We start from the raw sequence: 26615 nt of genomic DNA on the forward strand, positions 1-26615 counted from the left end.
TTAGTAAATACCTATATTTAAATAAACTATTTGGTATTATACTGTTTTTCAACCTCAAAAGCTATCCCTATTCTGACAAAAAATAACATTATTTTGACATTGAAAAGGCACTGTCTGAGACTAACATGCCAGACAGTGCCTGTAAGATCTTTCTATTAAATAACTTTTAGTAAAGGATCTCCTTCCCTTACATACAATGGCAGACTAAAGTAATCATAGTTTCCAGTATGCCACTGGTTTCCCTGTGCAGGTTCTTTTGTAAGAAGATGTATCCAGTTTCCTTCCGGCAGATAAAAATCCTGTTTTCCATCTGCAGAAAATACAGGTGCAACCAGAATGCGGTCTCCTAACATATATTGCTGATCCAGATATGTGCAGTTTCTGTCATCCGGGTATTGCATATGCATTGGACGCATTACTGGAAGCCCTTTTTCGTGGGCAGTCTGTGCAAGACTATAAATATAAGGCATAAGCTTCCATTTCAGCTCTGTAAAGTATTTCAACACCTCACACGCTTCTTCGTCGTAATTCCATGGAACACGATAAGAACTGGATCCGTGTAAACGGCTGTGGGAAGATAAAAGTCCGAAAGCTACCCACCTTTTGTACAGATCAGCAGAGCCATCATCTTCGAAACCGCCGATGTCGTGGCTCCAGAAGCCAAAGCCGCTGTCCATAAGGGAAAGTCCGCCTCTTAAGGTTTCTGCCATGGAAATATACTGGCTGGTGGAATCCCCGCCCCAGTGTACTGGGAACTTTTGTCCGCCAGGCGCTGCACTTCGGGCAAAAAGGACTGCTTCGTTTTTTCCTTTTTCTTTTTTCAGAAGCTCAAATACGCACTGGTTATAAAGATACGTGTAATAATTATGCATTTTTTCCGGATCAGAGCCGTCAAACCATTTCACATTGGTAGGAACACGTTCCCCGAAATCTGTTTTGAAACAATCCACTCCCACATCCAGAAGTGCTTTCAGCTTACTCTGGTACCAGCTGCACGCATCAGGATTGGTAAAATCAACCAGTCCCATACCAGCCTGCCACATATCCCACTGCCATACTCTTCCGTTATCCTTCATGAGAAGGTATCCTTTTTCCATGGCTTCCGCAAACAGAGGGGATTTCTGTGCAATATAAGGATTAATCCACACACAGATCTTTAGTCCACGTTTATGGAAACGTTCCAGCATTCCTGCCGGATCCGGGAACATATCTTTATCCCAGGTGAAATTGCACCATTCGAAGCCTTTCATCCAGAAACAGTCAAAATGAAAAACAGAAAGTGGAATATTACGCTGTTCAAATCCGTCTATAAAGCTGGTTACAGTGGCCTCATCATAGTTAGTGGTAAAGGATGTAGTGAGCCATAAGCCAAAGGACCACTTAGGCGGCAATGCCGGTCTTCCCGTAAGGGCTGTGTATTTTTCTATAATTTCCAAAGGAGTAGGACCATAAATAACAAAGTATTCCAGTTCCTCATCTTCTACAGAAAACTGTACCGTCTCTACCTTCTCACTTCCCACTTCGAAGCTGACACGTCCCGGATGATTGACAAAAACGCCATAGCCCTTGGTCGTATAATAGAAAGGAATATTTTTGTAGGAAATTTCACTGGCTGTACCACCGTCTTCATTCCAGATATCCACGGTCTGGCCATTTTTTACCATAGGGGTAAACCGTTCCCCAAGACCATAAACCAACTCACCAACACTTAAATTAAGTCCAGAGACCAGATAATTCATGCCCTCTTTGTGGTGCATCATTCCGGTAGTTTTGCTTTTGATACAGGTAAGCTCCCTGCCATCTCCATAAAACTTCATTTCAGGAGATCCGGTCTCAAATTCCAGGGAAAGATTTCCTGATCTTAACGTCCATTTTTCTTTGCCGGAAGCCTTTTCACATTTACTTTCCGGTTTTTTATCTAAATCACAGTACAATTCAAACGATGGGCTTTTTACGTAATTTCCAGCGTGATTTACCATGCGGATTCCCAGAACATCCTTAGCCGGTGCGGTGAAGCTATAGGTCATCATTCCAATGTTTAAGGTATCCCCGCGTCCCTGGATCTGTTTATAGGGGGCGAAAGCCAGTAGTTCATTTCCCCGCTCTTCTACCTCATAAATGTCTCTTACATAGTCAGCCTGAAATTCATCTCTCACAAGCCAGAAGCCATTGGTAAACTTCATCTTTCAATTCCTCCTTTGAAAATCGGTCAGCCTTTTACGGCTCCAGCTACAACTCCCTTGATAATAGATTTCTGGAAAATCAGATACAGGATCAGCGCCGGGATAATGATCAGGATCGCAGCAGACATAATGTTCTGCCATTCCATTTTGTACTGTCCCATAAAGCTGTAGGCTGCAAGCTGCAGGGTTTTGCTGCTCTTTCTTCCGCCCAGCATAAGAAGGGGAAGAAGAAAGTCATTCCAGATCCACATTACATTGATAATCGTAACCGTGGCGGTACAGGATTTCAGCATTGGAAAAATAATACGGGTAAAAAGCTGGAACTGGTTGCAACCGTCAATGAGTGCACTCTCTTCCAACTCCAGGGGAATGCTTTTGGCAAAGCCCTGATACAGGAAAATACTCATTGGAGCACCAAGTCCCCAGTAGATAATGGCAAGTCCCCATATTTTTCCATTGATATGTAAAGTGGTCGCTACATTTACCAGAGTCAGCATAAAGGACTGGAACGGGATCATCATAGGTGCAATACAAAACAGGAAACAAAAACGGCTGGAACGGGTTTTTACACGAGCCATTTTGTAGCCTGCCATAGAAGCGATTACGATAATGCCAAGAGTTCCTACCACTGTGGCAATGAGTGTATTCAAAAAAGTAGCCGGATATTTCATATCATGAAATACATTTTTTATATTGTCAAGAGTAAAAGCAGATGGAAGGCTCATAACATCTGTCATGATTTCCTGATAGCTTTTAAAAGCATTGATTCCCACCAGGAAAAGAGGGGAAAGATACAAAAGCAGAAAAAGGATCAGGAATAACTGTATCACACCGTGAAGTGCTTTGCTTTTTTTACTCATGCCTCTACCTCCTTGCCTTTAAAGAAATTAACCTGAATTACGGAAATCGCCAGAACAATGATAAAAAGAATTACACTTTTGGCGCTTCCATAACCATAACGGCTGTTGTTAAATGCAGTGTTGTAAATATCAAGTGCAATTGACGTTGTGGATGTTCCCGGACCGCCGCCTGTCAAACTGAAGATCAATTCAAACATTTTTAAGGAATTGGCAACAGAATGGAACATGCAGAAGGAAATGGACGGCATGATCAGCGGGATGGTAATTGAGAAAAATCTGCGGACGGCTCCTGCCCCATCCAGGTCTGCGGATTCATTCAGTTCCGTTGGTACCCCCTGCATACCTGCAACGTAGATCAGGATATAAAAGCCAAGGCTCTGCCATACAGAAACAATGATGGTTGAGAACACCGCAAGCTGGGAGTCTCCCAGCCAGCTAAGACCGAAGATGCCCCATCCGGTTATAGACATCAATGCTTCAAATACTCTGGTACAGATAAATTTCCAGATAAATCCAATGATAACAAGGCTTATGATATTGGGAATATAAAAAGCGGCTCTGAAAAATCCTCTGCCTTTGATCTTGGATTCCAGAAGTGCGGCAAAGAAAATGGCAAGTACATTTACAATCAGTACTGTTCCAATGGCATAGATAAAAGTATATTTCAGCGCACTGACAAAGGCCGGATCATTGGTAAAAAGCCGGATATAGTTTTCAAGTCCGATAAATTCTGATGTTTTTCCAATTCCGTTCCATTTACGGAAGGAATAATAAATACACATAACGAAAGGAATTCCTACAAACAGCGTGATGAAGAAAACTGCCGGGGCTACATATCCTGCGAATTCTAATGCTGTTTTTCTGGCCTTTCGTTTCTGGCTGTTTGCCTGCATAAAGAAACCTCCTGTCCTTTTCGGAAAAACAGGGCTGCCGAAATTGTCAGCCGCCCTGTTATCACAGATCATTTCATAATAAATTACATTGCATCGTAAGCGTCAACAAATAACTGGGTAAGAACCTCTTTTGTTTCATCGCGGTCAGCATTTCCTGCAACATAGTTCTGGAATGCAGTACCAAATGGCTCTTCTACACCTTCTGGTCCTTTGAAGATCCACCATGGGCATGTTACGGAATTGTCCTGTGCAGTTGCAGTTTCAGCTGCAAGCTGTGTATCAGGTGCGTCAGCTCCGGTAAGCGGGGAAATATCGCCGATCACTGACGGAACCCAGCTTCTTCCATAATCAGAAGTACACATGTAGTTCAGGAAATCAAGAACCGTATCAAGATTCTCGGAATCTTTTGCTACACGGAAGGTAAGGTTGGACTCAACTGCGAGAACTGCTTTTTCGTCCATACGAGGCATATAAACATAACCCATATCAATATCAGGAGCAATAGCTCGGATACTTGCTTCATCCCAGGAACCATTGTGGATCATGGCAACCTTTCCGGTTGCAAAATCAGAGCACTGAAGGTCATTGGTGGACTCCATTGGTTTGTCACCGCTGTACTCCTTGATCAGATCCAGAAGATCAAGTGCAAAATCAACCTGCGGAAGCTCACCAAATTTCAGATCTCCATTTTTCACATCTTCAAAAAGCTTGTCATAATCGCCATCATATGCATCACTCATAGATGGATAAACGGTCTGCGGAAGGATCCACCACTCACCAAAGCCGGAACTAAATGGCTGAATCCCTGCGTCTGTCAGTTTTTCGCAAACAGTGCGAAGCTCGTCTAAGGTAGTTGGAAGCTCTGTAATTCCCGCCTGCTCAAACAAAGCTTTGTTATAGATAAAGCCATGGGACTGAACCAGAAATGGCATTCCTGTAATATGGCCATCTTCTGTTACAGATGTAAGGGTTGTCTCGGAAAAGTTTTTCATAAACTCTTCGTCATCCAGATTATAAATATAATCTGCATATAAAGTATTGTCGCTGTATGCACTGGAAAGGAACAGATCCGGAACCTCACCGGAATTTAATCTGGAACGGAGTACGGTCTGGTAATCATTCTGAAGGACTTCCAGTTCAATGGATACATTTGGATGTTCCTCAGTGTAATGATCAATCAGATCATGGTAAGCGTCTGTGTATTCCGGACCATTAAACATAAAATAAAGTTCTACCGGATCATCGTCTGCCATTACAGTTACAGAACCCATTGTAAGAGAGCTGACAGCCATTAAACCAGCCATTAATAAAGCGATTTGTTTCTTATGCATATGCATATCCTCCTTCTTTTTGCTGCTGCCCTTTTCGCCCGCGGCAGCTTGCTTTGTTTTTTTGATAATCCAATCATACACTATGCAATATTACAAATAAATAGAAAAAATCAAACTGTTTATGGTAAAAGTTTGACATCCATAATCTCTTATATTGTGAATAAATACCGCAAGTTGTATAATATGGTCATAATAAAAAGGAGTTTTATGTATGAAAAAGAAAATAGAAAATTTATCCATGCAGACGCAGCTGACAGTCGTGATCCTGTCTGTGATCGTTCTTGCATTTGGAATTATTTTATACAGCGGCTATTCTGGTCAGGCAAGGTCTTTTGCAGAGGAATATACTTCTTCCACACAGACTATTCTGGAGATGGATGTGGCAAATCTGGATCAGTATATTCAAGACCTGCGGATCTTTTGTGTACAGCCCTGCCTGAATGTATCTGTCTATAATTCCCTGCTAAAGAGAAAACCCCTTTCCTCTTCTGAAATCAGCGACATAAAACAGGAAATTCAGTCTTCCTACCACAGCAGAACAGATATCCGTTCTTATTCCATTACGGCAATGAACCAGGATTTATGTTTTGAGCGGAATGCAGGGGTTGGAGGACAGCATATTTCATCCACACCAGTAAAAGATACCGAAACATCCAGACCTTATATTGCATGTGGAAGCAATGACAAATATGAATATCTGGCGCCTTCTGATTCAGAGGATGTGTTTTTCCGGTATTATCATTACCTGATCCGTTTAAGGAACCGGGAACCAGTCAGTTTGTCTTATGTGGATGTAGATACTACACAGCTGCGGCTGCTTATGAAAAACCATCAGGATTATGGACAGATCTTATGTCTGTATAATTCAGACGGAGAGCTTTTATATTCCAGTTCTGAGGATATTCGAAATCAGGAAGAAAAAGAAACGAAGCAGCTTTTTGGGCTTCATTCCGATGTTGAAAATGTAAATATCGGTGGAATTTCTTATCTTGCACTTCGCAAGGCCAGTGAAGAGACTGGCATTGTCCTGCTTTCTCTGCTTCCTAAAAGCGCCTGGGATGACCGGGCAAGAGACTTTTTGCTTCCTCTGGTTATGCAGATCGCCGTGATCACCATCTGTCTGATCATTATTGTTACACTTATGATCCGGATGATCACCATTCCACTGAAGCGGTTGTCTCATCAGATGGGAAAAATGGGGGAAGGAGACTTTTCTCCAACGGCTTTTGGCGGAGGCTGTAAGGAAACCTGTGCATTAACAGAAAGCTATAACGACATGGCAGCCCATATCAATGAATTGATCGAGACCAACTATATTTCCAGCATCAATGAGAAAAATTCCAGGCTCCAGGCTTTGGAGGCCCAGCTGAACCCACATTTTCTCTATAACACTCTTCAAGCGATCGCGACAGAAGCATTGCTTGCAGATCATCAGGAAATTTATGATATGATCGTGTCGTTGTCTGCAAATCTTCGTTATACCATTAAAGGCGGAGAACTTGTCCGCTTGCAGGAGGAACTGGATTATGTAGACCGATATATTCTTCTACAGAAAACAAGGCTGAGCGAGCGTCTGGAAGTTACGAAGAAAATTGATCCAAAGGTAAATCTGACAGTGATTCCAAAAATCAGTATCCAAATGCTGGTGGAAAATGCCATTATACACGGAATGCCGGAGGACGGAGCTGTTCTTCACATTATCATCCGGGTATGTATGGAAAATAACCGGCTGCTCATCAGTGTGTACGACGATGGAAAAGGAATTCTCCCAGAAAAAGTGAAAGAACTGAATGATATTTTTTCCGGAAAATCAACAGATGAAGGGAATTCCATCGGACTTCCCAACCTTGCAAGCCGTCTGAAAATATTATATCAGGGAGAGGCTGGTCTGTTTCTGGAATCACAGGGAGATCAGTTTACAGAAGTAAAAATGGAACTGCCGATCAGAAAGAAGGGAAATGAAAATGTATAAAGTACTGATCATTGACGATGAGGCACCTGCCAGAATTGCAATAAGCAGGCTTGGACACTGGGCGGATTATCATATTACAGAATTTTACCAGGAAACCAACGGTGCTGCTGCTTTAAAAACCATGCGGGAAATAAAGCCTCAGATTGTTTTTGTGGATATGCAGATGCCAGTTATGAATGGCATGGAATTTCTGGAAAAGGCTTCCCGTGAATTTAGGGATACCTGTTTTATTGTGATCAGCGGGTATGATTATTTTGATTACGCAAAGGCTGCTTTGAAATGTGGTGCCATTGATTATCTGTTAAAACCAATTGCGCGGGAAGAATTAAATGCTGCCATTGATAAAGCAGTCCAGACATTGGGAAATGCAGGTACCTGCTTAGAAAAAGAAGCGCCAAAACTTTCCCCGGATGAAGTTGTCGCCGGGATCCGCCAGGACATTGACCAGAATTATCCACAGCCCCTTAAAGTCAGCAGTTATGCGAAGAAGTACTTCTTTACCCAGGAGTATCTGACGCGCCTTTTCCGCCAGCATTATGAGATGACCATTCAGGAATACCTTCTTATGGTCAGAATGACCCGGGCAAAAGAACTTCTGGAGGATCCTTCTATTAAGATCCAGGAAGTTGCTGCCCGGGTTGGATATTCCGATAATAATTATTTCAGTAAGGCATTTCGGAATTTCTTTGGCATTACGCCCACAGATTGCAGAAATAAGTGTTTCGTGAGCAGAAATATTAAATAGACCGGAAGCCTTTTCCAATGATCTCGCTGCTGTTTACGATGGTAATAAAAGCGTGAGGATCGATCTGTCTTAAATGGATACGGAGGCGGTTGGTCTCGCTTCGGGTGAGAACAGTCATCAGCACCTTCTGCTCCTGTTTGGTGTAAATACCGAAAGCTTTCTGCTCCGTTGCAGAACGGTGAAGATCGTTGATGATGAAATCTTCCACCTGATCTGGATATTTGCTGATGACAGTACAGACTTTTCGCAGGTTCAGGCTCTCAATCGCGCTGTCTACCACGGTACACTTCAGGATCATACCAAGAATACAGTAAAGTCCGGTCTGGGCTCCGTAAAGGTACGCGGCGATCAGCACGATCCCAAGATCGCTGACCAGAAGAGCGCGTCCGATTTCCAGACTGGTATACTTGTGAAGGATCATGGCCACAATATCAGTACCGCCGGTGGAAGCACCTACGTTAAACACCATGGCAGCTCCTACTGCCGGCAGGATAACCGCAAAGCACAGCTCCAGAAATACATCATGTGTCAGTGGGGAGCTAAGCGGATAGATCACTTCACAGGCACTTACATAAAATGACAGGGCAAAGGAAGAATAAATAGTCCAGCCCATGGAACGGATCCCCAGAAAGAAAAATCCAAGTACAACAAGTGCTGCGTTGACGATCCACATGAAGGCACCTACGTTCCACTTCGGAAACAGAGTAGACAGGATAATAGACAGACCAGAGGTACCGCCAAATGCAAAGTGGTTTGGAGTCTTAAAAATAGAAATTCCAACTGCGGTAAAGATCAGGCCCAGATTCAAAATTAAAAAGAAAATCAGGTTATCTTTTGTAAAAATCTTCTTTTTCATAAGTTGTTTCTCTCCTTTTTTCAGTAAATTTAGTATAACGTAAAAAATAATATATGTAAAGAAACCTTCATACAATTTTATCCCCCTAATCTATGGATTATATTTCATTGTTTATGCAATATTTTGCATTCTTTTTTATTTTTAATAGATTATTCGGTATATTTTTTGTATAATAGACTGGCTATATCATTATAAAACGCAACAACAAAGCAAGAAAGGGTTCATGTATGGAATTATATTTTAAAGAACCTGCCAGCTGCTGGCTGGAGGGATTCCCTTTGGGAAACGGAAGAATCGGAGCCATGCTCCATGGAGCACCTGAGAAGGAGGTCATACAGCTAAATGAGGATACTTTATGGTCAGGCTCTCCTTACAATGGACAGACTGGACTTTCCCCGGAGATAGTGAAAAAAGCCGGAGAATTGGCAAAAGCCGGAAACTATGAGGATGCAAAGGCTGTTCTGGAAGAAAAGCTAAAGGAATCCGAAGATGTGCAGATTTACCTTCCTTTTGGCGATCTCCATATGGATTTTCAGGGAACTGTGACAGGAACTCTTTCTGATTATAAGAGAAAGCTGGATCTTGATACGGCCACTGCAGCTGCCCAGTATATGCAAAATGGCATAAAGTTCAGCCGTACCAGCTTTGTCAGTGCCCCCTCCCAGGGACTTGTATACCGGATCCAGGCAGATGGACCATTTTCCCTTCTTCTCTATGGAGATGGCGGATTTCTGAAAGAAAAAAGTTATGGGGACCATGGTTTTACTTTCTCTGGAATCTGCCCGGGACGAAGCGGATTTAAGGTAATCCAGGAAAATAAGCCAGAAGATTTTCTTTTCCCTGAAGAACCGGAAGCACAGGGCATCCATTATATGGGAATGGGAACTGTGAAAGTAAAAGGCGGTACCACTGCCGGGACAGCTGATGGTATTTTATGCGAAAACATCACTGAACTGGAAATCCGCATGGCGATCCGAACCAGCTTCAAGGGATTTGATAAGCCATATCCAGAGCAGTACACAGATGAGGCAATAAAAGAAATGCTGCATTCTGATCTGGAGAATTTATCCAGACCATTTGACGTGCTTTATAGGGAGCACGTGCAGGAATATAGAAGCTATTACGGAAAAACTTCTTTAAAATTGTGGGATAGTCCAAATGCCCCTGCAAAAAACCATGGCACCAATAGTTTGATTCACAGTGAAGTAGGTGAAAATGAGAATTTACAGAATGTAGATCTTAAGGAACGTCTGGCGCGCTTTAATGCGGGCGGATCTGATTCAGAGCTGTACGCACTCCTGTTTGCCTTCGGAAAATACCTGCTTATCTCCTCTTCCCGCCCAGGCACCCAGGCTGGGAATCTTCAGGGAATCTGGAGCAATGACCTGATTCCGCCATGGTTTGGCAATTATACAGTAAACATCAACACAGAAATGAATTATTGGATGACTGGACCTTTAAATCTTCCGGAAATGCAGGAGCCTCTTGTAGAGCTTTGCAAAAAGCTTGCAAAGAATGGTCAGAAAACAGCAAGGGAAATTTTCGTCTGCGAGGGAACAGCATGCTTCCACAACACAGATATCTGGGGAAAAACTTCTCCTGCCACCGGTATGGCTATGTGGGCTTTCTGGCCCTTTGGACAGGCATGGCTTTGCCGCAACCTGTTCGACCAGTATCTTTTTACAGAGGACAAAGATTATCTGAAAGCCATCATGCCGATTCTGGAAGAAAATGTACGGTTCTGCATGGCACAGCTTCAGGAGACAGAAAAAGGACTGGCCATCTGCCCGGCAACCTCCCCTGAAAATCAGTTCTATGAGGATTGCTCCGTTGCTTTATATAGCGAGAACACACAGGCCATTGCCCGCAATCTATTCCGTGATTATGTGCAGGGCTGCCAGGAGCTGAAGATTTCCAACACTCTTGTATGTGATGTTCTGGAAGCACTGGAACGGATGGTTCCAACTGCCCTTGGAAGCAAGGGACAGATTCTGGAGTGGAACGAGGAGTTCCCGGAACAGGATGTGCACCACCGCCATCTCTCCCACTTGTACGAGCTTCATCCGGGACGTGGGATCACACCTCAGACACCAGAGCTTTATAAAGGCGTTCAAAAAAGCCTGGAGCTTCGCGGGGATGAAGGTACCGGCTGGAGCCTGGCCTGGAAGCTGCTGATGTGGACGCGTATGGAAAATGGAGAACATGTTGGAAAGATTATGAAAAACCTGTTCCATGTGGTGGAGCCAGGTCAGGAACTCAGTGTTCACGGCGGCGGTATTTATCCAAACCTGTTCTGTGCACATCCGCCTTTCCAGATTGATGGAAACTTTGGCTACAGTGCTGCTGTGGCGGAGCTTCTGGTGCAGAGCCAGGGAGAAGAGATCGTCCTTTTCCCTGCCCTTCCGCCTGACTGGAAAAACGGGGAAGCGAAAGGGTTCCTGGCACGTGGCGGAGTTGGCGTGGATCTGAAATGGACTGGAAGGAATGCTGCATTTGTATTAACTGCTGCAAAAGACAGGAAAATACAGCTTCGCGTAGGAAAAGGCGTCACACGTACTTATTTCTTACATGCCAATATCCCATATGAAGGAACCGCTGTGCTAAATTAATTTTTATAAAAAAAGACTCTATATCTAAAATCAATGAGTTTAAAATCCTTCACTGATTTTGATATAGAGTTTTTTCTTTATACAAACTGCACTTTTACGCTTTTCTTTGCTGCCTCTATAAGCTCTCCCAGCCGCTTATTGCAGCTTCCGACCGGTACACTTGTACAGATAACCCTGTCACAGCTTTCCATGGCTTTTAGAGCCTTCTGGAAGGTTTCCTCGCTGATTTCCATAAAGGGTTCCTCTGTGATCACCTGGTCGGCCATCAGTCTTGCCAGGCGGTAATCCACATCATTGGTGTATAGAACGCCTGCAATAAAAGGAGTATGCTCCTTCTGCAGCCGCCGGAATACGGGAATACCAGTGCCGTTTCCACAGATCACAAAAGTTTTTGCTTCTCCCTCCGGCTTTGGAAGCTCAATGCTTCCAAACAGCGGATCAAAAAAACCATTGTTGATCTCATAAAGATCCCGGATCATATTCTCCTCAAAAATTTCCTCTGGTTTTCCAAAATGGGAAATGGTATCTCCCTTTACACAGATGATCTTATCAGCAATCTTCTGTGCAAGATCGATCTCATGAAGAGACATGATAACCGTAATCTGCTTTTTCTTCGCCATATCCCGGAGAATGGATAAAAGATCCAGCTTATGCTTAATATCCAGGAAAGAAGTAGGCTCATCCAGGATAATAATATCTGGTTCCTGGCAGATAGCGCGTGCAAGAAGCACTCTCTGGCGCTGTCCGTCACTGATGTTGTTAAAGTCACGGCTGCCAAGAGCTTCTGCATGTACCGCCTTCATGGCCTCTTCTACCTTTTCTTCATCTTCCCTTGTAAGAATGCCAAGCCTTCCAGTATAAGGATAACGGCCGGTTGCCACAATGTCATGGCAGGTCATCAGCTCCGGCTTCATTCTCTCAGTAAGAACTACCGCCATACGGGTAGAAAGATCCCGGAAGGAAAAGGACATCAGATTCTGGTTATCAAAATAGACCTTTCCGCCAATGATCTGCAGCTGTCTTGTAATACTTTTTAAAATCGTGGATTTCCCCGAACCGTTGGGACCAATGAGAGTTACGATCTCTCCCTTTTTTATTCCAATACAAATATCGTGGATCAGTGCCTTTCGATTGTAGCCAACAGAAAGGTTGTCCATATGAAAATAATAATTGTCCATTTTAGTTTCCTCTCTTCTTTCGCAACATCATGAAAATAACAACTGGTGCTCCAAAGATGGAGGTAACGGTGCTGATGTTCAGCTCCAGAGGCGCGAACGCCATTCTGGCGATCAGGTCACACATCATACAGAAAACAGCACCTCCCAGGAAGGTTCCCGGAATGATGATCAACGGTCTGGATGTACCAAAGCTTCTTTTCATCAGGAATGGAACTGCAATTCCAACAAAGGAAATAGGTCCTGCAAAAGCAGTTACTGTTGCAGACAAAATGCTGGAAAGCAGGATTAATGCAACACGGAAAAATTTAATATTCACACCCATACTCTGCGCATAAGCTTCTCCCAGCTGATAAGCCCCGATGGGCTTTGACAGCAGGAACGTAAGGAGCAGGGTGACACCCACAACTGCACAGGAAATGTAAACATTGCTCCAGCTCATACCAGAGAAACTTCCCTGTGACCATCCATGAAGATTTACAATATTGGAATCATCTGCAAAGGTTACCACAAAGTCTGTAACTGCGGAACAGATATAACCGATCATGATTCCCGCAACCAGAAGAGTAGCCATGTGCTTGATCCTTTTGGAAATCAAAAGAATAAAGCAAATGGAAATCAAGGAACCGATAAAGGCAGCGATGATCAAAGTATAAGAAGTTACATTCTGGGCGATTTCAAGATAGTAGATCATAGTAAGTGCGACTACCATTTTGGCGCCCGAGGAAATTCCCAGAACAAAAGGTCCTGCAATGGGATTTTCAAAAAAGGTCTGAAGAAGAAAACCGGATAAAGACAAGGCACCTCCAAGGATGGCAGCCATCAGGATCCTGGGAAGACGGATCTTCCAGATGATGCTGTATTCCTTGGTGTCAGTGGCTTTTTTCAAAAGGATATCTACGATCTCAGACAGGGAAATATGAACATTTCCTGTATTGATATTCAAAACTGTGATCAGGCAAAATGCCAGGATCAACAGAACAAAAACCAATGTATAGCGAGATCTTCTCTTAAAGTTCTCCATGTGGAAACTGGTTCCATCGGATTGTCTGCTCATTCTAATTATACTCCATTTATGTTTTGTCTAAGGAAAGCGGACCACTTATCAGAAGTCCGCTTTCAAAGTCTGGTATCTTTTATGTAAATCGTTTATCCGTTAACCCAGTCAGTTCAGCTTGTGAAGGAAGGTCATATCCTCCTCGCTTCCATCTGTGAACATCAGGTTGAGGTCATTGATCAGTTCTCCGATGGTGTCTGTATGCTGATACATGGAATCATCTGTTACCCAGACATTTCCCTCTTTTACAGCTTTAAAATCAGCCATCAGACTGTCTTTTGCAAGGAGATCATCAATGTTCTTTACAGAGAAATCAATACTGGAATTGTAGATCAGGTAATCTGCGTCTACAGCTGTATTGTAGAACTCCTCCATTGTAATCGATACAGAAGTTTTTCCACTGTCATCCTGAAGATCTGCAAAAACATTTCTTCCGCCCGCAACCTCGATCATGCTGGAGATATAATCTTTCGGGCTGCGGACCACTGGAGAACCGCTGGTATTGATATAGAAGAATGCCACTGTTTTCTCCGTATTGGTGAAACCCTTTAATTTCTCAATGATCTGGGCCTGCTGATCAAAGAAGGTATTTGCTTCCTCTTCCTTATTCATCATCGCACCATAAAGCTTGATCCATTCCGTACGTCCAAGAGGCTGGCTCTCATAACTGGAACGGTCGATGAAAACCGGGATTCCCAGAGTTTCGATCATCTCCTGTACCTTGGGGGCATGCAGGATCATGGTTGACTCAATGGCAAGATCACAGTCATCCCCAACCAGAAGCTCATAATCCGGTTCATCATATTTTCCGGCAAAGGTCATATCCCCGTTGTTGATGGCATCTGCTGCAGCCTGGATATACCAGCCGGAAGCATCCAGACCGGATAATTTAATAGAATCAACACTTCCAATGGCATCAAACAAAGCCATTGGAGAAGTTGCAGCCATATAGATGGTATCAAGAGGCTGCTGCAGTACCCTGATATCTTCATCCAGACCGTCCGGTGCCTCTTTTCCTTCCGGAACTACCAGATACCTGGCATCGTCATGGACATCCAGAAGTTTATAGCCATCGTTGTAATAATAAACGTCAAAGCACTCTGCAAAAGAAAGATCCATAGTGGACTCATAAGTAAGTCCGGGAATTTCCGGTGCGGTGCTTTCACTTTCATCAGAGGAACCGTCAGCAGAAGCCTCTGTGGTTTCTGCATTCTCCTCTTCTGCCCATACTGGAGTAATGGCGGTGAACGTCATTACCGCTGCTGCAAAAATACTTAAGATCTTATATTTCAGCTTTCGGTTATACATCTCGTTCTCTCCTGTAATTAAGCCTCATCACTTGTTACAAAAACAGCTTCGTATGCTTTTTCCCACTCAGCCTTTGCTTCCTCATCCTTTTCATCAGAAGAACGGTCTACAATAAATGGAATCTTCAAAGTAGAATATTTCTCTGCCGCATCCTTCAGCAGTTCCATCTTATCATTTACCTCAGATTCTTCAGCCGGAAGAATATCAGAGGAAAGAATCGCAAGTCCGCACTGGCTCTTTACAAGTGTCTTATAATCTGTATCATCTGATTTTCCCGCAAATACAACAGAGCCATTTTCCAGTGCTGCTGTAAGGCTGTCTACTGTACAGTCCTCTTTCTCCATTCCAAGGCTGGTAACCTTGTCTGTAAGATTCAGTTTATCCAGAATATTAAGGGCATCTGTGGAAGCTACATGAGCAGATTCAACTGGCTGCTGGATCAGAATCACGTCTTTATCAAGACCAGCTGGAATAACAGCACCATCTGGTACGATCAGGTATTTTACAACGTTTCCAGTATAAAGCTGATCTGTGCTGGCAGTCTCATTGGAATCCTGTGCCTTTGTTGTTTCATCAGCTGTTTCTGCTTTTCTTGCTGTATCTGTGGTCATATCTACTTCCAGAAGGGTAATGCCCTTTGCATAGTGATACAGTTTGAAGTATTTTGCATGCTCCAGTTTAGTTTCTTCTTTATACTCGAGTCCTGTGATCTCTGGCGCCTCTTCGTCTAACTTCTTGTTTCCTGTGGAAAGCATGCTGTTATCAGAAGCCGGATTCTCTTTATCGGTCTTCTTCGGATCGTTGGCACCCTTTAAGGCAATGTAAATGGTATATGTAATCTCATGAGCCTGGGACATTCTGGTGGTCATACCGATAATGGTATTATTCTGGTTTAATGCCACCGGAATGGTGAAGGTGGATGTTCCGCCGCCGCATGCTCCGCAGTATTTATTTCCGTTTGCTTTTACATATCCATAGTATTCACTGCTGAATACGATCGTCGCATAAGCCTGTCCGCCGGTTACGGTGATCTTGCTGCAGGAAATGCTTACTTTTCCAGTTCCGCCAGACCAGGAGAAGCTGTCCGGAGTATAGGTTCCGTCTGCCAGAGTAGTGGAACTGTTTACCGCTGCTGTTCCGCCGCTTAAGTCAGATTCATATTTAGACTCTTTTTCCGGTTTTTTATCTGGTTTCGGAGTCGGTGTTCGGGTTGGGGTACTGCTTGGGGTTGGGGCTGCTGTAGGTGTTGGGGTAACTGTAGCCGGAGTATCCGTGTTATCATCTGGTGTTTCCGGGTCATCCTGCACATCACCGATTTTGTTCAGGGTTTCTGACTGGAAGGTAAGGATCCTGTCATACCAGATCTGATTTTTATGGGAAAAAGCAGCGACTGCAATTCCATCATCAAGAGACTCTACCGGAATCTCATAGGTATACTTACCGTCAGCATTTACCACATATGGAACCCATTTCGAGGAATCTGCTGCGGCAGCTTCTTCCTTTGTTCCAAGAAAGAGATAATCGTATCCTGTACCGCTTAAAGTAAGGACAGCAGTCATTTTGCCATTCTTGGAAGTAAGCACACAGTTTACTACACGGAACATGGTTGCGCTGGAATTTACAGTTACGTTATAAATTCCGCTGTCGCATACGTTACCGGCTGGTTTAACAGCAGGGGTTGGGGTAGTGGTTGGTGCCGGAGCTGGGGTCTCGCTTGGAACTGGTGTAACCGTTGGTGTGGGTGCCTTATTACCTGGAATTGTAATGGTAAATTCTCCGCCTTTGGAATACTGATACCATACGCCGCCCTCTTTTTTACGGATGGCTACCTGATATTTCTGGTCTTCTTCTGTGGAAGGAACTGCAAATTCAAAGGTATAGCCCTCTCCTGTAGGAGTTCCTACACATACATTTTCTGGATCACTTTTTGCATCTTCCACGCTTCCGAGATAGATGGCATCGTATTTGTCTGTAGCGGTTACGATAGTAACAATTGTTTTGTCTCCCTCGTGTCTTGCAGAAGAGCTTGCAATCTTAAACATACCAAGGGCGCCGGAATCATCTGGCTTATCAATTGTGATGTCCGATCCGTCTGGTTTTACATCTGCTTTTGTTGTGTCATCTGTCTTTCCGGTTTCTTCTTTGGAATCGGATTTTTCGGAAGTTTTGGTATCCTTTGCCTCTTCCTTTTTCTCTTCTGCCGGAGTTACAGTTGCTTCCGGTGTCTGCTCTGGTTCCGGATCCGCTTCTGCTGCAGGAGTCTGCTCCGGAGCTGGTGTTTCGGAAGGGATTTCCTTTGCCGGCTCTTCCGTAGCCGGTGCTTCCTCTGAAGAGGCTGTATTAGAAGTATCTTCAGAAGCAGTTTTCTGATCATCCATGTCCGCAGCTTTTTCCTCTGCAGCTGGTGTAGGGGTAGCTGTAACCAGCACATTTACATCCTCTCCCTCTGCCTGTGTGAGCACAGCCGAAGTGATCGTCATTGCTACAGAAAGAAACAGTGCCAGAAAGCGTTTTGAATTTCTTTTCATTTTTCTCCCTCGATTCTTTATAGTTCATTTATATGGTTCTGAATAAATCCAGGCAGTTTCTTGTAAAGAAGCTCATCTGTATACATCAGAAAATTCCAACGGAATATTTTATTACACAAAAATGCCTGCTCCAAACAAAGAAGCAGGCACTAAAATTTAAATATTCTGCAGTCAGATATATCATGAGAATGAAGTGCTTTCTTCGGAAGCTTTCATTAACGGATTCAGCAGGTTTCCTGGCTTACAGATCATTACGGAATCTAACCTTCTCAGTAAAATACCAATGGCACGAACAGATTCCATTCCCTGTTTACAGTGACCGGATCGCTCAGGACTTTCACCTGATTCCCTCTTAGCCTGCAGTCTATTCCTGCAAAGGCACTGAAAACGGATTTATTCAATTCATTTCATTATAGCAGACTGCTTTGTCGAAATCAATAGATTGACCTGGCAAATTATTGTTTATATTGGCTGTAGCCAACTTCTTCCTTGCGAAGAAGGGTACCTTCCTCATCATAGACGCTGCGATAGGTCCGGCAAGTATTGGCATCTGAATGTTCGGTAGTGATCTCCACCCGGTTGTTATCTGTTTTCGTACCGTAGATGGATACTGTCACTGCTTCTTCTTTCTCATCGTAGGAAGCGGTGATCTTAACCGGATATGCACTGTTATTCTGGAAACGGAAATCCTGTCCGCCCCATACTACTGCTGCATCCAGTCCGTCCTCCACGTAATCGATCCGCGCTGCGTGATTATGACGCTCCACAATGGCCAGATCTGACTGGAGACATGCCATATACAAAGTGGTAGAAATCTGGCAGATTCCGCCTCCAATATCCTGGGCGTGTTCGCCGCCGACAATTACCGTAGCTTCCCGGTAGCCTCTTTCCTCTGTTCGTGGTCCAAGGGTATCGTTATAGGAAAAAATCTGTCCAGGCTGAAGCTCTACCCCGTCACAGGCTTCCACAGCCAGCTTCAGATTGGCTACACGGTTATCCGTTCCTCCGCCGTATGTGGTATAAGTACCAAGCAGGTTCAGGTAAGGAAGGGCTTCAATTTCTTCTGTGGACACATCTGGTAAAGTGATTTCCAGCGGAATTGTGACAGTTTCTCCTTCTTTTGCTTTTTTCAGTTTCTTTTCAGCAGATTTTACATTGAAGGAAATGCCCGTAACAGCTGGAATGATCTCATTATTTTCCCCTAAAGAAGCATCCTGTGCCTCTGTATGTACCTCTTCATAATAAGCTTCCATATCCAGTTCGTCCGGCGGAGTTTCCTTCGTCGGGCACTCAATAACTGCCTCATAATCCTCAATGGAAATCGCCCTCAGAATTTCCTCCTTCAAGGCATCCATATCAGGTCCGATCCCGGTTTTGCCTTTGGTGATCACTAAATCTGTGTCTGTGAGTTCACAGGAAGTCTGTACGGTGGTGGAGCCATTTAAGATCCCGGCCTCATCCAGAACAGTATCCAGTTCGTCCTTGTTTCTGGCTTCCGGCATAAGAGTGACCTCTTCCTTTGTCTTATTGTTCATAAGCTCAATGCGGTCTGTCCCGTGGGTATACCAGGCACCATGTCCCAAAGAGTAGGCACTTTCTACGATGGACTTCACGTCCAAACCAAGTACTGAATAAACAGATACCTGGAATTTCTTCCCGTTTAAAGTGACAGTCATCTGGGTATCCTGATACTTTTCCTCAAAGTCCCTAGAAATGGCGTCAATTGCCTCTTCCTTTGTCATTCCCTGAATGGCAATGCCATTGACTTTCAATTTCTTCCAGATCACATTATCCGTAAGGAAATGACACCACAGACCATAAGCGCCCACAAGGATCAAAAGCAGGATCAAAACCTTGATCACGCCATTCTTCATTTGTTTTTTCATAGAATAATTTTACCTTTGGCTGTTTTTTAGAGCAGCGGGGTAAAAAAGCATGTACGGTTTCCAGTGTGACATGCAGCTCCTACCTGCTCTACTTTTGCCAAAATTGTATCATTATCACAGTCAATCGTCAATGATTTTACATACTGAACATGGCCGGAGGTCAGTCCCTTGGTCCAGAGCTCGTTGCGGCTGCGGCTCCAGTAGGTCATTTTCCCAAGCCTTAAGGTGGTAAGGTAGGCCTCCTCATTCATATAAGCCAGCATCAGGACCTCATTTGTCTGGTAATCCTGTACAATGACAGGAACCATGCCGTCACTGTTTAATTTGAAATCGGACCATGACATTTTACTTTTTAATTCTTTCGAATCCATAGTTGGTAAACTCCTTTTCGTATTTTAAATACAAATAATTATGCCACTTGCCTCCATTCAGAAAACAAGTGGCAGTATACGGTATTTATTCTTTTATCTGTTACAGGTTTCCCTTTGGGGATGATAACGCTATAGGCTTCCCTTCGTAGAAAGTACGTCAGTGATACGCGGATCATAAGCCACCGCCATATCCAGTGCCTTGGCAAAGCTTTTGAACATTGCTTCTGCCATATGGTGGTTATTTCCCTGGATGAGCACTTTGATATGCAGGTTCATGGCTGCCGTATAGGAAATGGCGTAGAAAAATTCCTTCACCATTTCTGTGGACATATCTCCTATTTTTTCACTGGTAAATTCCCCGTCAAAGGAAAGATAGGGACGTCCCCCAAGATCAACAGCGCAGAGCACCAGGCATTCATCCATGGGAAGGACACAGCTTCCATAACGGCGGATTCCCTTCTTATCTCCTACCGCTTCTTTGATGGCTGTGCCAAGAACGATTCCGGTATCCTCAATGGTGTGGTGATCGTCCACCTGAAGATCGCCTTTTACCTTTACATCCAGATCAAAAAGCCCGTGGCGGGTAAACCCATCTAACATGTGATCAAAAAATCCAACTCCGGTATCCAGGCTGCTTTTTCCAGTTCCGTCCAGATTCAGTTTGATGGCAATCTTAGTTTCTTTTGTATTACGTTCAACAATAGCTTCTCTTGTCATGACTGCTCCTTTTTATCCTCATCCTCAAAACGGACTGCAATGGAATTGGCGTGTGCCGTAAGCTGTTCAGAGGTTGCAAACTGGATAATATCCTTGTGGATATCCCGCAGGGCAGATTTGGAATAATATACAATGCTGGATTTCTTGATGAAATCGTCAACGGAAAGTGCAGAGAAAAATTTAGCAGTTCCGTTGGTTGGAAGAACATGGTTCGGTCCTGCAAAATAGTCTCCAAGAGGCTCGGAGCTGTATTCGCCAATAAAGATCGCACCTGCATTTCGAACCTTCATCATAACTTCAAAAGCATTCCTGGTCACAATTTCCATATGCTCAGAAGCGATCTCGTTGGCTGCTTCGATGGCTTCGTCCATGTCTTCTGCAATGAGAATATATCCAAAATTCTCCAGGGATTTCTGGATGATCTCTTTTCTGGAAAGGACTTTCAGGTAGCCTTCAATCTCTTTCTCCACATTTTGTGCCAGCTCTGTGCTGGTGGTGATCAGGATCGCGGAGGCCATCTCATCATGCTCCGCCTGGGAAAGAAGGTCTGCTGCTACATAATGTGCATTGGCAGTCTCATCCGCCAGAACCAGGATCTCACTTGGTCCGGCAATGGAATCAATGCTTACATGTCCGTATACGGCTTTCTTTGCCAAAGCTACAAAAATGTTTCCTGGGCCTACGATCTTGTCAACCTTCTGGATGCTTGCTGTACCATAGGCAAGAGCACCAATGGCCTGGGCACCGCCTACTTTATAGATCTCGTCAGCACCGGCCTCCTTTGCCGCTACCAGGGTGGAAGGATTTACCTTTCCGTCTTTTCCCGGAGGTGTGGTCATCACAATATGGGGGACACCAGCAACCTTCGCCGGTACAATGTTCATCAGTACAGAAGATGGATAAACTGCCTTTCCGCCAGGAACATAAACGCCTACACGGTTTAACGGGGTTACTTTCTGGCCAAGCATGGTACCGTTCTCTGTGCTGGTAAACCAGCTGTTCTGGCGCTGTTTTTCGTGATAGCTGCGGATGTTTACAAGAGCCTTACGGATAACTTCAAGCAAAGAAGCGTCAACTGCTTTATAGGCTTCTTCGATCTCTTCTTCGGTTACGCGGATGGTCTCCTGGGTAACTTCTACTTTATCAAATTCCTTGGTGTAGGAAAAAAGAGCTTCATCCCCTTTTTCCTTCACATTTGCAAGAATATCTGCTACTGCGGCTTCGAATTTGCCGTAATTATTGGGGCTTCTTTTTAAAAGATTTTCCAGAATATCCTTGGTAGATTCCTTTGTTAATCTTACTGTACGCATTGTAATCGGTCCTTCCAACTTAAATTTAAACAGTCTTCAAAATTATTTCGACTTTATTTTCTATGGCGTAATATCAGATACTTCTTTTAGATTACTTTACGCAAATCTTCAATCAGTTTGCTGATCCGCTCATTCTCCATCTTCATGCTTACCTGGTTTACCACCATTCTGGCAGAAAGGGGGCAAACCTCTTCCAATACCTTCAGGCCGTTTTCCCGAAGGGTGCTTCCGGTCTCCACAATATCTACGATCACCTCGGAAAGACCCACAATGGGAGCCAGCTCAATGGAGCCGTTCAGCTTGATGATCTCAACGGTCTGGTGCTTCTTGTTATAGAAATAATCCTTGGCAATGTTGGGATATTTGGTTGCCACGCGGATCAGCTGGTTGGAACTTAAAAGCGGCTTTGCACTCTCTGGTCCGCATACACACATGCGGCAGGCGCCAAAGCCAAGATCCATTACCTCATAGAGCTTACGGCCTTCTTCAAGAATCGTATCCTTTCCCACAATTCCAATATCCGCAGCACCATATTCTACGTATGTAGGCACATCCGGTCCTTTGGCAAGGAAAAAGCGGAGCTTTAATTCTTCATTTACAAAGATCAGTTTACGGGAATCCTTATCTTTCATCTCTTCGCAGGTGATCCCGATTTTTTCCAGCATGGCAAGGGTTTTGTCTGCAAGTCTTCCCTTGGTAAGCGCAAAAGTCAGATATCTCATAATTCCACCTCACAAACCTTCGTTACTTTCTCCGGACGAAGAGCCACATTCTTACCCTGGGCGCGAAGCTCTTTGGCCTTCTGGATTGCCTGAATGCGGTTTTCCTTACGGTAAGTGATCACCGTAACACCCTCTTCTTCCTCCATTTCAATCTTCTGTCTGGACAATGCCATAAGAAGGTTGTCCACTACAATGGCAAATCCGATGGAAGCAGCCGGCTTTCCGAAATGCTTCATCAGCTGGTTATAACGTCCTCCCTTGATCAGCGCCTCACCAGTACCATACGTATAGGCCTGGAAAATAATTCCGGTGTAGTAATGGTATTTACTTAACATGGCAAAATCAAATGTCACATATTTTTCATAACCATAAACCTTCAGAAGCTCATAAATCTCCTCTAGACGGGCAACTGCCTTTAATGCCTGGGGATTGTCGGTGAGGGCCTTTGCCTTCTCCAGAACTTCTGCGGAACCAAACATCTGGGGAAGCTGGGAAAGTGCTTTGGCAAGGGACTTATCCATATGCTTGCTCTTTACAAGCTCCTCTACGCCAAAGTAATTCTTCTGGGAGATCAGCTCCCGAAGCTCTTCTTCCTCTTCCTGGCTCATGCCGGTCTGTGCAAAAATGGCCTTGTAATAGTCCACCTGTCCTACGCTTACCTGAAACTCGGTAAGTCCGGCTGCAAGAAGACACTCTACGGTCATGGCGAGAATCTCTGCGTCTGCTTCCGCTAAATCGTCTCCCATACGCTCTACACCCATCTGGGTGGTTTCCTTCAGCATGCCACGGAAACTGGAATTATTGATAAAGGTATTGCCTGTGTAGCACAGGCTGACCACTTCCTTTTCCGGATTAAAATAGGTGGCACATGCTCTGGAAACGGATGGGGTAAAGTCCGGACGGAGCACCAGGGTATTGCCCTCTCTGTCGAAAAATTTATAAAGATCCCTGGAGGGAATGGTTCCCACTTCCTTGCTGAATACTTCGAAATATTCAAATGTGGGAGTCTCTATATCTTCAAAGCCATACTGGTGGAATACATGATGGAGCTTCTCCTGAAGCTTCCGTTTCCTGCTGCATTCCTGACTGTAAATATCCCGTACACCTTCCGGCGTATGAAAAATCCTCTGCATATAATGTTTCCTCCATGATGTTTCTTGCTTATTTCGCGGTCAGCCTGCCTCTTATAATTTCTCAGGGAAGGGTTTGTTAATTGCATAACACTTTATCACGCTACCACGATAATATAAAATCAATGTCGATTATAATGGAATCTGATTGGATTGTCAAGACGAAGTATTACTCTTCACGATACACCGAAAAGCAAACCGTCTTGTAACAGGCACAAGACGTAGCGTTTGTTGTGCAGACTTAATCCCGCGATTCCAGATCCAGCTTCAATCCTTCTAAATAAGGAACCAGAAAGCCGCCCTTTTTCGGCAGATAATATTTCTCGTCCAGTTCTTCCCTGCGGAAGCTTTTCCGTCCCCCCTCTTCCATCCGCTTCCAGAACACCATCAGATCACGAAAAGGAAGATAGTAGAACAGATTCAGATGACTGAAAAATATAAGAAAAAATGCCACGCCGTTCTGTTTTTCAAAGTCCTCCATAAACTTCACCTGATGAGGGTGAATGTTCGCCAGAGGAAACGTCTGGGCGCTGCATTCCTTTGCGTCAAAGCAGACAGGGATACCCTGTACTGCACCTATGTAGTCAACGGTACTTCGCTGGTCAAAGTAAGCCAGGGTAATGTGGCGGTTCTCCTTATCCATGCGTACCGGAGTGATGGGAGTCGGGATCTTCTGCAACAGTGCAAGTCCCTTTTCCCTGTATTGTTCGTTTGTACGGTTTACAAGGTCCTCCAGGGTAGAACCCCGGAGGCCTCTGCTGTTCCATGTTGCCATGTTTACGGCTCCTCATAGCCAAGAAGCTTAATGGACGGATAATATCTTACCACTGCTTTTCCCACGATCTGGTCGAAACGAACGAAGGTGTTCTGCCAGAAACGGGAATCCTTGGAATTGTTTCGGTTATCTCCTAACATGAAATAGCAGTCATCCGGAACCGTATATGGTCCGAAGCTGCCTTTCATCTTCTCTGGAATAAAGGAGTCATCAAGTGCTGTCTCAGATCCGTCGATGTATACCTTTCCATCCTTGATCTCAACAGTCTCTCCTGGAAGTCCGATCACACGTTTGATAAAAAGCTGGCTTTCGTCATCCGGATATTTGAAGATCACAATATCAAAACGCTCAGGATCCTTGACTTTCTTGGAAATCTCATGTCCGAACAGATCCAGGTTAATTCCATATGCCAGGCGGAATCCAAAGATACGGTCTCCTGTCATAATGGTTTTCTCCATGGAGGGAGACGGGATTTTTGCGTTGATCAATACTACGTTGTTGATAACCAGGACTACTGCCACTACAATGATGATCATTTTTACGTAGTCCCATACTTCATGCCAGATTTTCATATTATTTATTCTCCTCTACGTGTTCCTCTTTCAGGATATTTTGAAACAGCTGGGGCAATGGCGCTATGTACTGCCTGCCAGACAGATAGGAAAGCCTTCCCTCTATCCTGGGGATCTCCAGCCTGTATGCGTGGAGCAGCTGGGATTTCAGGCCATATTTCCCACGGTATTCTTCATTCAGGGGGCGAAGCCCGTACTTGTAATCTCCGATCAGGGGATGTCCGGTACTGGCAAGATGTGCCCTGATCTGATGGGTACGCCCTGTGATCAGCTCTACCTCAAGCAGTGTAACCTTTCCGTTATCTCCAAGAGGACGGTATCTGGTCTCAATGGGAAGTGCCTCTGGTGTTTCATTTTCCTGTACTGTTACTTTATTACATTTTTCGTCTTTATGCAAATATCCTTTGATATATTTTTCATTTTTTAGGACGCCTTTTACCAGACAGCGATAGAATTTATGAAGGCTTCTGTCATGGAAAAGTGTGGAAAGCTCCTGAAGCCCTGCCAGGGATTTTCCTGCCGCCACAAGACCGCTGGTATTCCGATCCAGGCGGTTGCACACAGATGGGCGGAAGGTGTGCAGGGAACTTTCGGTAACGGCTCCTGACTCCAAAAGATAGCCGGTCAGATATTCTACCAGGGAAGGTTCCTTATCATCTGCAGGCTGGGAAAGCATTCCAACAGGCTTATTGATCAGAAGGATATTCTCATCCTCATACACAATGTCAAGCTTCTGGTGGGCTCTCGCCACAGTCTCCTGCGCCCCGGCGAATTTCTCAAAGGTTTCGTCAGAAAGAAAAAGCTTTACATGGTCACCGGAGGCAAGCTTCTCATTTCCAGTGGCTTTTGCTCCATTTAAGGTGATATTCTTTTTGCGGAGCATTTTGTAAAAAAAGCTTTTGGGTGCTTCCCGAAGAAGCTTTCCCAGATATTTGTCAAAGCGCTGCCCCGCTTCGTTTTCATTTATAATAAATTCTTTCATATGGATATCCCCTTAGATACACAGATTCAATATCACATGCTTCACCATGTCATCCCTGGTAAAATCAGGATATCTTTCGTCCGGAGTAAAGCGAAGTCCCTCTTCTAAGGATTCCCTGTGCTCATTCATAGAGTCCAGCCGCTCCAGGAAAGGACGAAGCTCACCGAGGATCTTCACATCTACCTTATAACCATTCTTACGAATCAGCTTCTGGGCTTCTGCCGCCATAAAATTCGTATCTGCTTTCGGATCACTGGTGTAACCCACAACTGTATTTCCGCATACTGCAATGGCATCTATGGCGCACTTCTTTTCATAAAAGGTCATGTACATCTCATATGCCATTACAAGCTCTCCCTGATGGGCGTGGATCTTCTTGTACAGGGCCGGATCTACAGGCCTGGCCAGGTAAACCATGATCACATCTACCACGGCCTTACAGCCTGGAAGGGAGCCAACCAGTGCAATGATGGTCCAGATGGAATTTCTGGTGCCGAGATAGATCCACATACTGATGAAAATAAAAATGGGGACGCCAAGCATGATCGCGGCAATGATGATCCTGCGCTTCCGTTCACGCTTCAGGTATCCGAATTCTCCTTTGTTCGTCTGTGTTAATTTCATGAAAACACT

At 44.4% G+C, this 26615-nt stretch carries 21 protein-coding genes, 1 pseudogene and 1 riboswitch; of the genes and pseudogenes, 3 read left to right on the forward strand and 19 right to left on the reverse strand.

All coding sequences use genetic code 11. The features are described from left to right. Positions 1-155 precede the first annotated feature (155 nt). The 4 genes from yicI to ACTQ50_RS01720 form a co-directional block, all read right to left on the reverse strand. Positions 156-2183 (reverse strand): alpha-xylosidase, encoded by a 2028-nt coding sequence (gene yicI / locus ACTQ50_RS01705; RefSeq protein ID WP_441482705.1) that lies wholly within the window; start codon positions 2181-2183, stop codon positions 156-158. 26 nt (positions 2184-2209) lie between these two features. Beyond that, positions 2210-3043 carry a carbohydrate ABC transporter permease gene (locus ACTQ50_RS01710; protein ID WP_441482706.1) on the reverse strand — a complete coding sequence of 278 codons (834 nt, stop codon included), beginning with the start codon at positions 3041-3043 and terminating at the stop codon, positions 2210-2212. Then, positions 3040-3936, reverse strand: coding sequence for a carbohydrate ABC transporter permease (locus ACTQ50_RS01715; protein WP_441482707.1), 897 nt, complete (start codon positions 3934-3936; stop codon positions 3040-3042). The genes ACTQ50_RS01710 and ACTQ50_RS01715 overlap by 4 nt, the downstream gene beginning before the upstream one ends. Positions 3937-4019: 83 nt before the next feature. After that, complete coding sequence (locus ACTQ50_RS01720; RefSeq protein WP_441482708.1) at positions 4020-5267, reverse strand: ABC transporter substrate-binding protein; 1248 nt, start codon at positions 5265-5267, stop codon at positions 4020-4022. A gap of 211 nt (positions 5268-5478) precedes the next feature. Between ACTQ50_RS01720 and ACTQ50_RS01725 the strand changes: the two genes are divergently transcribed. Both ACTQ50_RS01725 and ACTQ50_RS01730 read left to right on the forward strand, forming a co-directional pair. Next, complete coding sequence (locus ACTQ50_RS01725; protein ID WP_441482709.1) at positions 5479-7239, forward strand: sensor histidine kinase; 1761 nt, start codon at positions 5479-5481, stop codon at positions 7237-7239. Further along, a complete protein-coding gene (locus ACTQ50_RS01730) occupies positions 7232-7984 on the forward strand; it encodes a response regulator transcription factor (RefSeq protein ID WP_441482710.1) in 753 nt (250 codons plus the stop codon). The genes ACTQ50_RS01725 and ACTQ50_RS01730 overlap by 8 nt, the downstream gene beginning before the upstream one ends. Here ACTQ50_RS01730 and ACTQ50_RS01735 read toward each other — a convergent pair. Further along, positions 7977-8840 (reverse strand): YitT family protein, encoded by an 864-nt coding sequence (locus ACTQ50_RS01735; RefSeq protein WP_441482711.1) that lies wholly within the window; start codon positions 8838-8840, stop codon positions 7977-7979. The two genes, ACTQ50_RS01730 and ACTQ50_RS01735, sit on opposite strands and share 8 nt — an antisense overlap. A gap of 227 nt (positions 8841-9067) precedes the next feature. On the opposite strand from ACTQ50_RS01735, the gene ACTQ50_RS01740 reads away from it, so the two are divergent. Beyond that, positions 9068-11449: a glycoside hydrolase family 95 protein gene (locus ACTQ50_RS01740; RefSeq protein WP_441482712.1), complete on the forward strand. Its 2382-nt coding sequence runs from the start codon at positions 9068-9070 to the stop codon at positions 11447-11449. A gap of 77 nt (positions 11450-11526) precedes the next feature. Here ACTQ50_RS01740 and ACTQ50_RS01745 read toward each other — a convergent pair whose 3' ends face one another. From ACTQ50_RS01745 to ACTQ50_RS01810, 14 genes and pseudogenes are all read right to left on the reverse strand, one after another. Beyond that, complete coding sequence (locus ACTQ50_RS01745) at positions 11527-12627, reverse strand: ABC transporter ATP-binding protein (protein WP_441482713.1); 1101 nt, start codon at positions 12625-12627, stop codon at positions 11527-11529. 1 nt (position 12628) lies between these two features. Continuing rightward, positions 12629-13681 carry a FecCD family ABC transporter permease gene (locus tag ACTQ50_RS01750; RefSeq protein ID WP_441482714.1) on the reverse strand — a complete coding sequence of 351 codons (1053 nt, stop codon included), beginning with the start codon at positions 13679-13681 and terminating at the stop codon, positions 12629-12631. Between the two features lie 108 nt (positions 13682-13789). After that, a complete protein-coding gene (locus ACTQ50_RS01755; RefSeq protein WP_441482715.1) occupies positions 13790-14989 on the reverse strand; it encodes an ABC transporter substrate-binding protein in 1200 nt (399 codons plus the stop codon). 17 nt (positions 14990-15006) lie between these two features. Further along, positions 15007-17517, reverse strand: a complete 2511-nt coding sequence (locus tag ACTQ50_RS01760) for a hypothetical protein (protein WP_441482716.1) — start codon at positions 17515-17517, stop codon at positions 15007-15009. A 209-nt stretch (positions 17518-17726) separates the two neighbouring features. Further along, a riboswitch (cobalamin riboswitch) is annotated at positions 17727-17918 on the reverse strand. A 54-nt stretch (positions 17919-17972) separates the two neighbouring features. After that, positions 17973-19403, reverse strand: a complete 1431-nt coding sequence (locus tag ACTQ50_RS01765; RefSeq protein ID WP_441482717.1) for a VanW family protein — start codon at positions 19401-19403, stop codon at positions 17973-17975. Between the two features lie 29 nt (positions 19404-19432). Further along, positions 19433-19753: pseudogene (hisI, locus tag ACTQ50_RS01770) on the reverse strand (phosphoribosyl-AMP cyclohydrolase); the annotation flags it as partial. A gap of 150 nt (positions 19754-19903) precedes the next feature. Then, on the reverse strand, positions 19904-20491 hold the full coding sequence (hisB, locus tag ACTQ50_RS01775) for an imidazoleglycerol-phosphate dehydratase HisB (RefSeq protein WP_441482718.1): 588 nt from the start codon (positions 20489-20491) through the stop codon (positions 19904-19906). Next, a complete protein-coding gene (gene hisD, locus ACTQ50_RS01780) occupies positions 20488-21801 on the reverse strand; it encodes a histidinol dehydrogenase (protein ID WP_441482719.1) in 1314 nt (437 codons plus the stop codon). Before hisD ends, hisB begins: the two co-directional genes overlap by 4 nt. An 86-nt stretch (positions 21802-21887) precedes the next feature. After that, positions 21888-22523: an ATP phosphoribosyltransferase gene (hisG, locus tag ACTQ50_RS01785; protein WP_441482720.1), complete on the reverse strand. Its 636-nt coding sequence runs from the start codon at positions 22521-22523 to the stop codon at positions 21888-21890. Beyond that, a complete protein-coding gene (hisZ, locus tag ACTQ50_RS01790; protein WP_441482721.1) occupies positions 22520-23656 on the reverse strand; it encodes an ATP phosphoribosyltransferase regulatory subunit in 1137 nt (378 codons plus the stop codon). The genes hisG and hisZ overlap by 4 nt, the downstream gene beginning before the upstream one ends. A gap of 238 nt (positions 23657-23894) precedes the next feature. Next, entirely contained in the window at positions 23895-24428 is a 534-nt protein-coding gene (locus ACTQ50_RS01795) for a Holliday junction resolvase RecU (RefSeq protein ID WP_441482722.1), read from the reverse strand. A 2-nt stretch (positions 24429-24430) separates the two neighbouring features. Continuing rightward, complete coding sequence (lepB, locus tag ACTQ50_RS01800) at positions 24431-25000, reverse strand: signal peptidase I (protein ID WP_441482723.1); 570 nt, start codon at positions 24998-25000, stop codon at positions 24431-24433. 1 nt (position 25001) lies between these two features. Further along, positions 25002-25982 carry an RluA family pseudouridine synthase gene (locus tag ACTQ50_RS01805; protein ID WP_441482724.1) on the reverse strand — a complete coding sequence of 327 codons (981 nt, stop codon included), beginning with the start codon at positions 25980-25982 and terminating at the stop codon, positions 25002-25004. 12 nt (positions 25983-25994) lie between these two features. After that, entirely contained in the window at positions 25995-26606 is a 612-nt protein-coding gene (locus tag ACTQ50_RS01810; RefSeq protein WP_441482725.1) for a hypothetical protein, read from the reverse strand. Positions 26607-26615: the final 9 nt, after the last annotated feature.

This window comes from Blautia sp. Sow4_E7 (assembly GCF_052116245.1).
Taxonomy (GTDB): Bacteria; Bacillota; Clostridia; order Lachnospirales; family Lachnospiraceae; genus Blautia_A.